The sequence below is a fragment of the Sporosarcina sp. FSL K6-5500 genome, assembly GCF_038005665.1.
Classification (GTDB): Bacteria; Bacillota; Bacilli; order Bacillales_A; family Planococcaceae; genus Sporosarcina; species Sporosarcina psychrophila.
The window spans coordinates 2682052-2696219 of record NZ_JBBOTP010000001.1 but is presented as its reverse complement, the minus strand read 5'-3'; the positions used below and the strand labels follow the sequence as shown (position 1 = coordinate 2696219).

At 40.5% G+C, this 14168-nt stretch carries 14 protein-coding genes and 1 riboswitch; of the genes, 1 reads left to right on the top strand and 13 read right to left on the bottom strand.

Going from position 1 to position 14168, the window contains the following annotated elements; all coding sequences use genetic code 11:
- Positions 1-215: 215 nt before the first annotated feature.
- The gene (locus MKX62_RS12880; RefSeq protein ID WP_187046913.1) at positions 216-1283 is read right to left on the bottom strand and encodes an NAD(P)/FAD-dependent oxidoreductase; all 1068 of its coding nucleotides are present in this window, start codon (positions 1281-1283) and stop codon (positions 216-218) included.
- 332 nt (positions 1284-1615) lie between these two features.
- Between MKX62_RS12880 and MKX62_RS12875 the strand changes: the two genes are divergently transcribed.
- Positions 1616-1852 (top strand): YuzB family protein, encoded by a 237-nt coding sequence (locus MKX62_RS12875; protein WP_067206374.1) that lies wholly within the window; start codon positions 1616-1618, stop codon positions 1850-1852.
- Between the two features lie 39 nt (positions 1853-1891).
- Here the strand turns inward: MKX62_RS12875 and MKX62_RS12870 are convergent, their stop codons facing one another.
- The 12 genes from MKX62_RS12870 to MKX62_RS12815 all read right to left on the bottom strand — a co-directional run bounded on the left by MKX62_RS12870 (position 1892) and on the right by MKX62_RS12815 (position 14166).
- Positions 1892-2656, bottom strand: coding sequence for a TIGR01457 family HAD-type hydrolase (locus tag MKX62_RS12870; protein ID WP_067206371.1), 765 nt, complete (start codon positions 2654-2656; stop codon positions 1892-1894).
- A gap of 2 nt (positions 2657-2658) precedes the next feature.
- Entirely contained in the window at positions 2659-3108 is a 450-nt protein-coding gene (locus tag MKX62_RS12865; protein WP_340741588.1) for a DUF86 domain-containing protein, read from the bottom strand.
- 440 nt (positions 3109-3548) lie between these two features.
- Positions 3549-3869, bottom strand: coding sequence for a YutD family protein (locus MKX62_RS12860; RefSeq protein WP_067206367.1), 321 nt, complete (start codon positions 3867-3869; stop codon positions 3549-3551).
- Between the two features lie 18 nt (positions 3870-3887).
- Positions 3888-4847, bottom strand: coding sequence for a lipoyl synthase (gene lipA, locus MKX62_RS12855; RefSeq protein ID WP_067206365.1), 960 nt, complete (start codon positions 4845-4847; stop codon positions 3888-3890).
- 142 nt (positions 4848-4989) lie between these two features.
- A complete protein-coding gene (locus tag MKX62_RS12850) occupies positions 4990-5697 on the bottom strand; it encodes an ABC transporter ATP-binding protein (RefSeq protein ID WP_067213852.1) in 708 nt (235 codons plus the stop codon).
- A gap of 2 nt (positions 5698-5699) precedes the next feature.
- On the bottom strand, positions 5700-6479 hold the full coding sequence (locus MKX62_RS12845; RefSeq protein ID WP_338653368.1) for an ABC transporter ATP-binding protein: 780 nt from the start codon (positions 6477-6479) through the stop codon (positions 5700-5702).
- Positions 6469-7419 carry a branched-chain amino acid ABC transporter permease gene (locus MKX62_RS12840; RefSeq protein ID WP_067206360.1) on the bottom strand — a complete coding sequence of 317 codons (951 nt, stop codon included), beginning with the start codon at positions 7417-7419 and terminating at the stop codon, positions 6469-6471. The genes MKX62_RS12845 and MKX62_RS12840 overlap by 11 nt, the downstream gene beginning before the upstream one ends.
- 13 nt (positions 7420-7432) lie before the next feature.
- Positions 7433-8308: a branched-chain amino acid ABC transporter permease gene (locus tag MKX62_RS12835; RefSeq protein WP_067206357.1), complete on the bottom strand. Its 876-nt coding sequence runs from the start codon at positions 8306-8308 to the stop codon at positions 7433-7435.
- A 133-nt stretch (positions 8309-8441) separates the two neighbouring features.
- Positions 8442-9635, bottom strand: coding sequence for an ABC transporter substrate-binding protein (locus tag MKX62_RS12830; RefSeq protein ID WP_187046910.1), 1194 nt, complete (start codon positions 9633-9635; stop codon positions 8442-8444).
- A gap of 399 nt (positions 9636-10034) precedes the next feature.
- On the bottom strand, positions 10035-11606 hold the full coding sequence (locus MKX62_RS12825; RefSeq protein WP_340741587.1) for a Na+/H+ antiporter NhaC family protein: 1572 nt from the start codon (positions 11604-11606) through the stop codon (positions 10035-10037).
- Positions 11607-11749: 143 nt separating this feature from the next.
- Positions 11750-11931, bottom strand: a riboswitch (Lysine riboswitch).
- Positions 11932-11986: 55 nt separating this feature from the next.
- On the bottom strand, positions 11987-12748 hold the full coding sequence (gene yunB, locus MKX62_RS12820) for a sporulation protein YunB (RefSeq protein WP_067206351.1): 762 nt from the start codon (positions 12746-12748) through the stop codon (positions 11987-11989).
- A 41-nt stretch (positions 12749-12789) separates the two neighbouring features.
- The gene (locus MKX62_RS12815) at positions 12790-14166 is read right to left on the bottom strand and encodes a bifunctional metallophosphatase/5'-nucleotidase (protein ID WP_340741586.1); all 1377 of its coding nucleotides are present in this window, start codon (positions 14164-14166) and stop codon (positions 12790-12792) included.
- Positions 14167-14168: the final 2 nt, after the last annotated feature.

Sequence of the window (14168 nt, the reverse complement as noted above, 5' to 3'; positions counted from 1 at the left end):
TCCTTGGTCTTATTGCTTCGACTCACACTTGTCGCTCCTTCGCTAGATTTGTTCGTTATACTGATGAGGTTTATCACCTAGTTAATTCTAAATAAGTAGTGACGAATATATAGACGTAAAATCTCTACGTTACAACTTGCCCACAATACGAGATTTATAATTTCCTAGACAATAAAAAAAACCTTATTCGCGACTATGCGAATAAGGTTTTTTTGTCAACCATTATGCCATTTGTACATCCAGAGCACACCAGACTTCAACAATCGTGCAATACGGCCTGTTACAGTACGGTCAGCAAGGTATGCAAATCCTTGCTTCTTACCAAGGGATCCGAGGAACCCTTTCAGCTTGATTTCCGGCATAGTTTCCGGAAGTGGTTCGTTGTTCCAAACGTTACGTAATATGCGTACAATCTGTTCCGCCTGTTCCTCAGCTACTTGCGCACTTGGAGCATAAGGAAGCGCCGCACAGTCTCCTACGATATAGACATCGTTAAATTCAGGCAACTGATGATACTTGTTCAGTACAACCCGACCTGATCCGTCTTTTTCCGTATCAATTTTTTCCACAGGTGCAACCGGGCGAATCCCAGCTGTCCAGACAACCGCATCAACCGCGATTGTTTCTTCGTGGTTAAATAGGGTCGTCGGTTCCACTTTTGTAATGTTAGAACTCGCAACGACGTCTACATTATGTTCGTCAAACCACCCTTTAACATAATTACTAAGTCTCTCAGGGAAGTCCCTCAAAATCCGGGGGCCGCGATCGAACAGCTTAATGTTCAAATCGGGTCTACTTTCCCGGAGTTCGCTAGCAAGTTCGATCCCACTTAAGCCGGCTCCAACAATACCAATCGTTGCACCACTACCAAGACCAAGAAGTTTTTCGTACGTAACCCTGGATTTACCAATCGTCTGAATACTATACGTGTACTCTGCCGCTCCTGGTACGTCATGATAGTTATCTTCACAGCCAAGCCCAATTACCAATTCGTCATACATGATTTGCACGCCATCATCAAGATAGACGCACTTCTCATCCGGCCTGATTTCTATTATTTCTCCGCCAACAACTTTCAGCCTATCATGTTCCGGAAGTGGAACACGCACGACTGAGTCCGATACAGTTCCAGATGCAAGCGCATAAAATTCCGTCTTCAAACTATGAAACGGAGTCCGATCGACAAGCGTTATTTCGACATCACTCGGCAATTCTTTTGTCAATAAACGTAGTAAAATGCGCATATTCCCATATCCGGCACCTAATAATACAAGTTTTCTCATAAGTTTTCTCCTTCGTAATCCATTAATCCGTTGTTTTCCCAATTACGATTATATCAGTTTGTGACATGCTTCACAATGATTCACGGTAAAGTGCAATTTTAATCAACATGAATAATTTCTTTATGATTTTAAAAAACCTTTAAATCAGCTTCGACTCCCCCATACAAGGTCATCTACGCTGAATTTATGAAGGTATTCACACGTTCAACACATATAATTATTTAGTCTCACCCCATAGAACGTGGTTAATTTAGTCGGTCCATCCGGTAATGCCAGATTGTTGACGTGCGAAGAAAAAAAGAGTAGGATTTCAAATAGGTGAGGTGATCATCGTGAATCCGATTGTCGAATTTTGCATGAGTAATATCGCAAACTATTCGCAAGAAACATTTGAAAAATTGGAGAAAGATCCAAATCTTGATGTTCTTGAGTATGGTTGTTTAAGTTACTGTACAAAATGTTCAGAATCGCTGTATGCAATTGTCAATGGTGAAATCGTCGAAGCAGATACAAACGACGAGCTGACCGAGCGCATCTATCAATATATAGAAGACAATCCGCTCTTTTGAGCATTATGGCTAACCGCCCTTTTCAGGCGGCTAGCTTTTTTATATTATCCAATCAAGTAATGTCTGGTACGAATAAGTCGGTTGCTGCGATTTCAAGAGTACTTCTTTTGGCGAAGTGACGCCTCCTGCAACATGTATCGTATCAATGCCAAAACGAATTCCCGCTTGTATATCCGTATCGTAGTTATCACCAATCATAACCATCTCTTCTTTTCGAAAGCCGTTTTCTACCTGAATGAATTCAAGCATATGCGGCTCAGGTTTCCCAACAAATAGCGGCAATACCCCAGTTGCACTTTCCATTAAGGTGACAAACGATCCATTCCCCGGAACAAGTCCTCTTTCCGTGGGAAATGCTTTATCACTGTTTGTTGCAATGAAATGCGCGCCTCCCCGTAACGCCAGACAAGCATCCGCCAATTTCGCATACGTTATACTTCGGTCAATCCCCATGATAACAACATCGGGATTCGTTGCTGTGATTGCTATCCCTTCAGACGCTAATGCTTCTTCCAACCCTTTTTCACCAATCATCATAACAGATGCACCGCTATAATTTTCTTTACAGTACTTTGCGGCAGCAATCGCAGATGTCATGATGCGGTCAGAATCTGCGATTATTCCGAATGATGCCAGTTTCTCCCGAAGCTGCACACGTGTCATTGAAGAATTATTTGTGATGAAATAGGGATCGATTCCATTTTGTTGCATATTTCCAATGAAAGAGACCGCTTCCGAAATCGGTTCAGTCCCACGGTAAACAGTTCCATCTAAATCAAGACAGATTGCTTTGTATTTATCCATAATCATTTCTCTTCCGGTAAGAAGGCAGATACTGGACCAAGCTCATTTTCAAGATAATGACGCACTTTTTTTGGAAACTCAAGGAGTTCATCCATTGAGGCATTCAATACTTCGATTATCATCCCAACGTCTACCTTAGTGAACTCACGCACAATCATTTTTCTAAGTTCAATTACCACTTTTAACGGTCCTGCTATTTCGGAAGTGATAACACGCTCGTCTTCCATTATGTCAATAATATCTTCGTAACTCCCTGGGTCACGCATGATAAAACCGTCAATCATCGAATTTCCGACGTCAATAATCGACTCGATAAGTACATTCGCTATCCGTTCAAGCGCAAGTGAATGGATAATATCCTTCTGCCACTCTTTTTCATTTCTGTACAATTTAAGTAAAACTTCCATATGATTTAGCGATTCACTGATTTGGTTTCGGTCAACAAAATACATGGACTTTCCCTCCTGATTGTTCAACTATTTTCATCTTATGATACCATATTTGCGATACTAGATATTTTGAAATACAGATATCCCCTTGTAAGGCGCCTCCGCTCAGTATATATAGGTATTCATTTGTTCTATATATAGGGGATAATGAAAGCGTAAGCGAGACTAATTTTATATATCCCGCAAAACGAGCATTAACATACCGAGAGCAATCATATATACACGCAAACGAGCATTAACTTCCCGCGACCAATCATATACACACAAACGAGCATTTACGTCCCGCGACCAATCATATATACATTCCAACCTAAGAACCTCCAGGCGCAGGATTCTGTTCGTGGACTATCATTTTTCAAAGGTTATCCATAGGTCGTGAATTTTATCATTTTCTATACAACAAAAAACTCGCGGGCAGATTCAAGATCCACGCGCGAGCCTAGTTATTCAGATACTTCAGGAGTTTCGGGAGTCTCTGCTTCCAGTTTAACCCGGCCTGATTTTTTCAATACAAAATAGGCACAGCCAAAATTACAGTATTCGTAAAGATAATCCTGTAAGGTGCTGATTTTTGTTTCATACGTTGCTTTCTGGTTTGTATCTTCGAAAAACCCTTTTAAACGGAGTTGTCCGTATCCCCAGTCCCCAAGTATGTAGTCGTATTTGAGGAGAACATCACTGTATCTTGCAAGCAAAGCCTCTTCATTAAATCCCTCACGGTAGTCTGTCAGTATATCAAATTGCCAGTTTTCTAAAATTATCAATCAACTTTCACCGCCAATTTAACTTTGCAGTGTTGTTTCAAGTTGTTCATCACCTTGACGCTGCCTTTCTTTTGCAGCCGCGTTCACCTGCTCATCAGCATGGTAACTCGAGCGTACGAGTGGACCTGCCTGACAGTGTGAGAACCCTTTGGACATTGCAATTTTTCTCAACTCGCCAAATTCTTGCGGCGAATAATACTTTTGTACTTTTAAATGTTTTTTACTAGGCTGTAAATACTGGCCTATTGTCATTATATCAACTTTATGCGCAATAAGGTCATCCATTGTCTCGAGAATTTCTTCATGTGTTTCACCAAGACCAAGCATCAAAGAAGATTTTGTAGGAATATCAGGTTGCATTTCTTTTGCACGAAGCAATAGTTCAAGTGAACGGTCATATGTCGCTCGCGCACGAACCCTTGGTGTTAGGCGACGTACCGTTTCGATATTGTGATTCAAGATATCTGGTTTAGCATCCATGAGTCGCTCAAGGTTCTCATAAACGCCGCCCATATCAGATGGCAGAACTTCAACTGTTGTAAATGGATTTTTTCTACGAATTGCACGGATTGTTTCTGCAAATACCGCAGATCCTCCATCTTTCTGATCATCACGCGCTACTGCTGTAACAACTGTATGCTTTAAATTCATAAGCGCAACAGAATCTGCAACGCGTTCTGGTTCTGCAAGATCTAGTTCTGTTGGTAAACCTGTTTTAACGGCGCAAAAACGGCATGCACGTGTACAAACTGCACCAAGAATCATAAATGTAGCAGTACGGCGCTCTCCCCAACATTCATGGATATTTGGACAACGAGCTTCTTCACATACAGTATTTAAATTATTCTCACGCATAATTTTTTTAAGGCCTGTATAGTTATCATTCGTATTTAGCTTGATTTTCAACCAATCGGGTTTTCTAACGTGTTCCGTTCTGTTTCCCTGTTCCGGTTTGCATGACACGACGACCGACTCCATTCCTACAAACTTATAAAGTGTTTTCACTACTGTTGCTAATGTATCATATATTCAGACTTCAAACAACCATCCCTAGGGTCTAATTCGATTACCTTTACAAAGAAAGAGACAGTGCCAGTTACCAAGCACTGTCTCTTTTCAATTAATGGCCACCTAAGTAAGCATTCTTGATTTCTTCACTGGCATGCAGCTCCTCAGCAGTCCCTGAAAGAATGACACGCCCCGTTTCAATAACGTACGCACGGTTAGCAATTGACAAGGCCATATTGGCATTTTGCTCTACGAGGAGAATCGTTGTTCCCTCTTGATTAATATCCTTGACGACTTGAAAAATCGTCTTAACCATTAGTGGAGCCAGTCCCATTGAGGGCTCATCCAACAACAACAATTTCGGTCTTGCCAGGATAGCCCTACCCATCGCTAACATCTGCTGCTCTCCGCCAGACAGCGTTCCCGCTGATTGTTTGCGTCGTTCATGCAAGCGTGGAAAAATCTCATAGACTTTTTGGAAATCTTGTTGAATACCCGCTTTATCTTTTCTTAAAAAAGCACCTAATTCAATATTCTCTTCAACGCTCATATCTGCAAACACTCGTCTTCCTTCAGGTACATGGGAGATTCCTGCTTTTACAATGGCTTGGGCTTGCTTACCCGCTATTGAATCATTCAAATACTCTATAGTGCCTTCTTTTGGTTTTAATAAACCTGATAATGTTTTCAACAACGTACTTTTCCCAGCACCATTCGCACCAATCAATGTCACAATTTCTCCTTGATCTACATGTAATGAAACACCTTTAAGCGCATGAATACTACCATAATAGACGTTGAGGTTGTCAACTTTTAGCATACTCATTCGTCAACTTCCTCCCCTAAATAAGCCTCGATTACTTTCGGATTATTACGGATTTCTTCAGGAGTTCCTTCAGCAAGAAGTACACCATGATCCAATACGTAAATACGTTCACAAATCCCCATTACCAAATTCATATCATGTTCAATTAATAAAATAGTTAGATTGAATTTCTTACGGACAAATGCGATTAACTCCATTAGCTCTTTCGTTTCCTGCGGGTTCATCCCAGCAGCTGGTTCATCAAGTAGTAACAACTCCGGGCCTGCGGCTAATGCCCGTGCAATTTCAAGCCTCCGCTGCTTCCCATATGCAAGATTTTTTGCATCTTCATCTTTATATTTATCCAATTCAAAAATCTTGAGGAATTCCATTGCTTTTTCTTCCATTTCTTTCTCCCCAGAAAAATGGGATGGAAGGCGTAGCATAGAACTTAGAACTGAATGCTTCGCTAATGAGTGATAAGCAACTTTAACATTATCCAAAACGGATAGTTCATTGAACAACCTAATATTTTGGAATGTCCGACTAATTCCCCTGCGTGTTACCTGGTAAGGAGCCATACCATTAATGCGTTTCCCTTTGAATAAAATATCGCCTTCCGTAGGCTTATAAACACCTGTCAATAAGTTGAAACTCGTTGTCTTACCCGCTCCATTTGGACCAATGAGCCCAATAAGTTCACCTTGATTGATTTCCATATTGAAATTCGAAACTGCCTTCAGCCCGCCAAACTGTATACCTACATCTGTCACTCTCAGTAACGGTTCACTTGTCATGCTGGCTGCCTCCTTTCGAACCTCTCCATAACTTGAAGTAATCCGTTATTTCCATTGTGCCCATTAAGCCTTTTGGACGATAAAGCATAACAATGATAAGTACTAGACTATAGATAATCATGCGTGTTTCAGGATAACTTTGTAAGAATGTGGAAACGATTGTTAATAATATTGTTGCAACAATTGCTCCTGACAAACTTCCTAAACCACCCAACACAACATAGATCAAAATATCGATTGACTTTAAGAATCCAAAGTTAGCAGGTTGAATAATGTAAAAGTTATGTGCATACAAAGCCCCAGCAACTCCCGCAAAGAAAGAACCAATTGCAAACGCTAATACTTTGTAATACGTTGTATTGATTCCCATAGCGTCCGACGCAATTTCATTCTCTCGAACTGAGATACACGCGCGGCCATGCCTTGAATTTGTGAAATTGACGATAACTACTATTGTAACGAAAAGACAGATAAACGCAGAGGTCCATGTAGTTAAATGCGTCACTTGCATCCCTGCCGCTCCACCTACATATTCAATATTCAAGAAAACAATACGAATGATTTCCGCAAATCCAAGTGTAGCAATTGCTAGATAATCGCCGCGTAGCCGTAAACTTGGAATCCCAATGATTAGCCCTGCAATTGTAGCAATAACCCCTGCCGCTAAAATTGCAACTGGAAATGGCAGTTGGAATTTCATCGTCACGATTGCCGAAATATAGGCTCCCACTGCTAGGAATCCTGCATGACCAAGTGAAAACTGTCCTGTAACACCAATTACTAAGTGCAAACTGACGGCCAACATAATATTAATTGCCATAAAGATTAATGTATTAGAATGAAAATCATTTAATATACCTACACTGATGAGCACTTGAATAACCGTATAAACGATTAGAGATGAAGCAATAAATGACCAAAACTGTTTTGACTTTTTCATGATATTGTTTCACCTACACTTTCTCACGTGTATTTTTACCAAAGAGTCCCGACGGTTTGAAGATGAGTATTAAAATCAAAATGACGAATGCCGCAGCATCTCTCCAAAGAGAGAAACCAAGCGCACTGACAAATGTTTCTACTACTCCAAGCACAAGACCTCCAGCCATGGCTCCGGGAATAATTCCAATTCCACCAAGGACAGCTGCGACGAATGCTTTCAAACCAGGAATAATACCCATTAACGGGTCAATCTTTGTATAATAAATACCGAAAATAACGCCCGCTGCACCAGCCAAAGCTGATCCAATCGCAAACGTAGCCGAGATTGTGTTGTCAACATTAATTCCCATCAGCTTAGCTGCTTCAGCATCATAGGAAACAGCTCGCATCGCTTTTCCGATTTTCGTTTTATGTACAACAAATTGAAGAATGATCATCAATGTGACAGAAACAGAAAGAATTAGGATTGACTGACTGCTTATTTGAGCACCGAAAAAATCAAATGATTTATTGCGTAGTACTTCTGGATACGCATTAGGTTGCGCACCACGCATATAAATGACACCATTTTGAATAAGAAGTGACACCCCAATTGCAGTAATCAACGCCGCGATTCTTGTCGCATTTCGTAATCTTTTGTAGGCTATTCGTTCGATAAGAACGCCAATAACTGCGCAGGAAGCCATTGATAATAGTAGGGCAGGGATGAATCCAAGACCCCAACCCGCGATGGAGTAATACCCAATAAATGCACCAATCATAAAGATTTCACCATGTGCGAAGTTTATGAGTTTGATAATTCCATAAACCATTGTATAGCCTAGTGCAATTAACGCATAAATACTGCCGAGTGAAATACCGTTTATTAGCTGTTGTAACCATTCCATTAACTTTTCACTCCTTTTCCAGCTTTAAAATAAGGCTTAAAAAAGGAATGAGGGGAGGACATCCTCCCTCCATTCCTACAGTTTTAACTTCATTCAGCAGAAGTTTACCACTTCTATTAGTTGCGTGATTGATTTAAGGATTAACTTTTGTATTGAAGACTTGTTCGCCGTCTTTGTATTCAAGAATAGTAGCCGATTTGACAGGGTGATGGTTTTCATCAACCGAATACAAGCCAGTTACAAGCTCAAGATCTTTTGTTTCAGCTAGAGCATCTTTAATCTTCACAGAATCTGGACCGCCTGCACGTTTAATAGCATCAGCTAATAGATAAACCGTGTCATAACCAAGGGCATTAAATGCGTCAGGTGATTTACTATATTTGTCATTGAACTTTTTGTTGAATTCTTGAATGATACCGTCTGGATCTTCAGATGAATAGTGATTTGTTGTAAATGTGTTATTCAATGCTTCTGCACCGGCAAGTTCAAGTAGAATTGGAGAATCCCAACCATCTGCTCCCATAAGTGGAACAGTGATACCCATTTCACGAGCCTGTTTAACAATCAATCCTACTTCTTCATAGTATCCAGGGATGAAAATGAATTCAGGATTTGCTGCTTTAATGCGTGTAAGAGTTGAACGGAAATCAGAATCTTTACCTACGTAAGATTCTTCAGCAACAATTTTACCACCTGCAGCTTCAAAATCTTTTTTGAACGATGATGCAAGACCTTTTGAATAATCGCTTGCATTATCAGAGAAAATCGCTACGTTTTTAACACCAAGATCATTCGCTGCAAAGTTTGCTGCAACCGTTCCTTGGAATGGGTCAATAAATGACGTACGGAATACGAATTCATTAACGTCCCCGTTATCTTTAACTGTTACGTTCGGGCTTGTCCCAGATGGGCTGATAAGTGGAGTTTTGTTGCCATTAGCGATTTCAGCCTGTGCAACAGTAGCACCACTTGTAGCTGCTCCGATGATTGCAATTACTTTATCCTGAGTGATCAATTTAAGCGCTGCACTCGTTGCTTCGGCAGGCTCAGACTTATTATCGACTTTGACAAGTTCAATTTCCTTGCCATCAATACCGCCTGCAGCGTTAATTTCTTCAACTGCAAGTTCAATTCCCGATAGTTCGGAAGTACCGTAAGAGGCAACAGCACCTGATAATTCAAGGTTGACTCCGATTTTAATCGTATCGCCGCCCTTAGATCCACCTGTGCTTCCTTCCTCAGCTTTGTCCCCTGCACCACACCCTGCCAACAATCCGACTGCTAGAGCGGAAGCGGCAAATACACTTGCAAACTTTTTCAATTTCATATAAAATCCCCCTTTTGATTGATACTTCCGACAATTTAAATCGAACTAGTACGACAAACGATTTAGCATTCCGAAAGATATCATTTTGTTTCCGCTTACATGCTTATTGTAAAACAAACTTTCTATTCGGTCTATAGAGAGTTTTCAGTTCTCATCTTTCGAAGTTTAATTTCTTCGAATAAGTCTAACAGTTAATAGAAAGATCAGTTATACAATATCATCCTTTCCTAATACTTTTAACTAATCATTGAATGGAAGTTCACCATTTTCTGATTACTTTAGTCTTAACGCCTAGTATATATACCTATCTGACTATTGTCAAAACATTTTTTTGTTAGAAAACTATTTTAAACATAATAAAGAAGCGGTAAAAAGTTCACCGCTTCCAATCATTTACTATTATAAAGACAGCTGTGTTGCCTCTTTTTTAGCTTTCATCGTCCAAACAGAAAACAATACTACAAGAATAACAATAACACCAACTAGACCTATCCATATGGAGCCTGTGATACCTAAGATGATATAGCCCATTGTGGCCACCAATGCACAGATTAATGCATAAGGAAACTGTGTCGCAACGTGATCTATATGGTTACAGCCTGCACCTGTAGAAGATAGAATCGTTGTGTCAGAAATCGGTGAAGCATGATCGCCGAAAACTGCTCCCGCAAGTACTGCTGCAAGTGCTGGCAGTAACATTTCCGGTGCCGCGTCAATCATTATGGTGCCTGCAATCGGCATAAGAATACCAAATGACCCCCATGAGCTACCTGTCGAAAAGGCCATAATACAAGCAAGGATAAACATGATGACCGGCAGGAATGAAACCGATATATTCGATTTCAACACAAGCTCTGATAAATATAAGCCTGTTTCCAATTTTCCTATCAGGAATGATAATGACCACGCAAAAATAAGAATCAGCACAGGTGGCATCATTGCTTTCAATCCATTTATAAAGGCACTGCCAATAAGAGAATAGCTTGCCGTTTCATTATTTTTCATCTGTTGCATATATAATACTACCGCTATTAGCGTGGCGATAATTCCACCCGACAGTAATGCAAGAGAGACATCCGTATTTTCAAAAATTGACAAAAGGTTCATTGATCCGCCGGCTAAATAACCTGTCCAAATCATAACCGCAAATGTCACTGCAACAAGTGTGACGATTGGTGCGACTAAATCCCGAACGCGGCCATGTGCGTGTACTGGGAAGTCTTCTTTTAACTGACCTGGAATTGTTTTAGCAGGATCAAATAATTGACCTGTTTCTGTAGCAAGTTGTTCATGTCTCTTCATTTCGAATAGATCGAAATTGGTCCACGCAAGGAAAAACACCATTGCAAGTGTTGCAATAACGTAAAAATTCATAGGCGCCATCATAATGAAGGCAGATAGTGGTGAATAGCTAATCGCTGCAGCACCACCAAATATAAGTGCAAGTTGGCCTATTAAAAAGGCACCCCAACTTGAAATTGGTGAAATGACACAAATCGGTGCTGAGGTTGAATCGATAAAATAAGCTAGTTTTGCTCTTGAAACTCGATGCTGATCTGTAATCGGACGAGCAATTTGGCCAACTGCCAATGCATTGAAATAGTCATCCACAAAAATAGCTATACCGAGAAATACTGTGAGCAGTTTTGCACCACGTTTTGTTTTGATGTGCCGCACTGCCCATTCTGCAAATGCCCTGCTTCCACCGGATAAACTAACAAATGCAGTGATAACCCCTAATAGAAGGATGAAAAGGATAATGTAAATGTTCCCTGTATTCAGTCCACCATCCCAAAATGTAGCCTTAACTGACTCCCATAAATTTTTTAATGATTCAACAGGTCCGAACGACGCCGCCAGCAGAGCACCTGAGACTATTCCTGCTCCGAGCGACAACAGCACCCGTTTAGTTGCAAACACCATAATAATTGCGATTAGTGGTGGTAAAATTGATACCCATGTTCCTATCATCTACTATTCCTCCATTTAGTCGGGTTGAGGCCCTGTATAGGGGGAATAAAAAAACGGCTACTAATTACACTCAGCAGAGTGCATCAGGAGCCGGCTTTATCTACGTTTCGTTTGTTGGATAACTAATACTGCTTATCTAACTCACGACTTGTAGCTCATCATACATGTTCAAAAATGTATGACAGTGTTATCCCTATTCGGAATAACCCCAGCCTGATAGATCCCGACGATCTTACCAAACTTCGGCAAAGCTTCCTTTTACACACGGTCATCGGTGTCAATCTCGCGTGTGTGACTAATAAGCAATGCAGCCTCTACCCAATCGATATTTCAATCCTCTACTAGCCTATCAGTTATCCACACCATTTTCAAGTCCCTTTTCATTCCTCTATCGCGGGAGGGGCTGGAACTTCGACCGATGGCGGATCCCCACCACCAGTCGTATAGATTTGAGGTACTGTTGATTGAATTAGTCCCATAGCTACCGGAATCTTCTGTGTCACTACACTTTGCTTTGTTGCAAGTGGGACAATGATTTGGACATTTACTGTTAATAATATATTCACTTCAACAACGGCATTGTTAATACCAAATTCACTAATTTTTGTATCTATAGTCGCTTGTACTTGACCTATGACATGAAAACGAATCGGTATTTTAGGCCCTAAGTTCCCTAGTAGTGGAATATTTGCCGCTTGAGCAAGAGGGACAAAAAAGACAATTCCCTCTTCACGTTTCATTGCTTGCGAATCAAATTCTATCTCATCTGTTGGTAATAAAGCTAGATTGCCCGCTTCAGCCTGTTGAAGATGGGACTCGACAAGACCATGTGTCTCCGCTAATACTCTGTTGATGATTTCAGTGTTGAATTTCACCATCCCTTTAGAATCGTTCGGGACGTTTACAATGATATCATTGACATCAAGTACATTGGCAGTCCTGGAATTGATGGCTTTATTGATAACATGGGCCGCGATTTTTTCTGTCTGTACCTCTGCATATTGAATATAAATTGGGGCAAGCCTTGCATTAATAATGTAAATAAAAAGGGCAATTGCGATAAGAATTGCAGGAATAAGAAGGGGTAACAATTTGCGTTTTTTCTTCCTGGATTTTCTAGTAACTTGGCCGTGAAATCTCAAGACGACTCCTCCTACTATACGTTATGCAGGAAGGTAGTCGTTCATTCTTTAATTAGTGTGGTTCCGTACCAACCAAGCACATCCCTGATTAATTCAGGCATATAGTACTCTATTTCTGCATGTTTAAGCGATGGAAAGAAAAAACCGAAAGTAAACATATCCAGTGTTGCAAGTGTATATTTTTGACCTGATACAACCTCCCGATTGCCCGCAAAAAGCTGATCATTTCTATTTTTATAAAGTCTTTCATGAATCATCGCACCCATTAACGAGCCACGGAAACCAAGTCCTTTGATTTCAATTTGCGGCCACTCTTTCGTTAATGACAGCTCATAGACTTCTTTCAATTCTGATCCATCGAGTGTAATGAGACATAAATTGATTGGATGAGGTAGAAGTGAATGTAAATCCTCTTTTGTCACCCACCCCTTTTCGAGACTACCTAGAAATATTCCTGCGTTAAACATGGCACAATCCGATTGAGAATACGCAATGAGCGCTCTACCAAAGAAAGAGGACAGCGAACTAACATCAAATAGATTTTGAGATAAGTGAGAAGGATTATAAAAAACTTGTTCCTCCATTGCCTGCTTTCCTATTTTGATTAGATCATTTACTTTTTCAATATCTTTTTCATTGCTTTCAATCGAATCTGTCCTGACAAGTTCCGCATCCATTTGTAAAAGTTCTTTAGCATCCGTGTTAAATTTCACGGTTACATGACCAACATACTCACCGTATTTACCTGTTGCAGCCAAAAGTGTATTACCAATCAATTTGCCGTCATGAAATAGATGATGCGTATGCGCGCCTAAAATGACATCGATTTCTGAACATTCTTCTGCAAGCTTTTCATCTTCATGGATTCCCATATGTGATAGACAAACAATTACATCCGTCTCAGCAGCAATGCTTTCAGCAACAAGCTTTAAATTTTGGCGAGGCGCCGTCACTTGCCAGCCGAGCTTCAAATAGAAGGCTTTATATTCTGCAGTAGCTCCTATAACACCAATTCTTGTCCCTTGCTCAGTAACGTAGATTCTATAAGGTAACAACCATTTTGGACGACTACCATCTTCTTCGTATAAATTACTTAGAATGACATCGAACTTGGCATCCTTATAAAGAGTAGATAAAGCCTCTTTCGACATGGTAATTCCTTCGTTGTTGCCGATTGTTACCGCATCATAGCCTGCTTCATTCAACAATCGGATGTTTCCTTGACCTTTCGTCCCTTCCGTAAATGGATGAGAACGATCAACGTGATCTCCGATGTCAAAATGATAACAAGCATCTCCTTCTATTAAATGCTCGCGCTTTTTGTCACAAAGAAGCCTACTAATTTGCGGCCAGCTTTCAAAATGACTGTGGATATCATTTGTATGATAGAAATGAATTGTTTCAACCTTGTGATTCATAT

Bases quoted from the DNA above. Each gene is read 5' to 3' on its own strand.
- MKX62_RS12880 (WP_187046913.1), bottom strand. From the start codon at position 1,283: ATGAGAAAACTTGTATTATTAGGTGCCGGATATGGGAATATGCGCATT.
- MKX62_RS12870 (WP_067206371.1), bottom strand. From the start codon at position 2,656: ATGGATAAATACAAAGCAATCTGTCTTGATTTAGATGGAACTGTTTAC.
- MKX62_RS12865 (WP_340741588.1), bottom strand. From the start codon at position 3,108: ATGTATTTTGTTGACCGAAACCAAATCAGTGAATCGCTAAATCATATG.
- lipA (WP_067206365.1), bottom strand. From the start codon at position 4,847: ATGGAGTCGGTCGTCGTGTCATGCAAACCGGAACAGGGAAACAGAACG.
- MKX62_RS12850 (WP_067213852.1), bottom strand. From the start codon at position 5,697: ATGCTAAAAGTTGACAACCTCAACGTCTATTATGGTAGTATTCATGCG.
- MKX62_RS12845 (WP_338653368.1), bottom strand. From the start codon at position 6,479: ATGACAAGTGAACCGTTACTGAGAGTGACAGATGTAGGTATACAGTTT.
- MKX62_RS12840 (WP_067206360.1), bottom strand. From the start codon at position 7,419: ATGAAAAAGTCAAAACAGTTTTGGTCATTTATTGCTTCATCTCTAATC.
- MKX62_RS12835 (WP_067206357.1), bottom strand. From the start codon at position 8,308: ATGGAATGGTTACAACAGCTAATAAACGGTATTTCACTCGGCAGTATT.
- MKX62_RS12830 (WP_187046910.1), bottom strand. From the start codon at position 9,635: ATGAAATTGAAAAAGTTTGCAAGTGTATTTGCCGCTTCCGCTCTAGCA.
- MKX62_RS12825 (WP_340741587.1), bottom strand. From the start codon at position 11,606: ATGATAGGAACATGGGTATCAATTTTACCACCACTAATCGCAATTATT.
- MKX62_RS12815 (WP_340741586.1), bottom strand. From the start codon at position 14,166: ATGAATCACAAGGTTGAAACAATTCATTTCTATCATACAAATGATATC.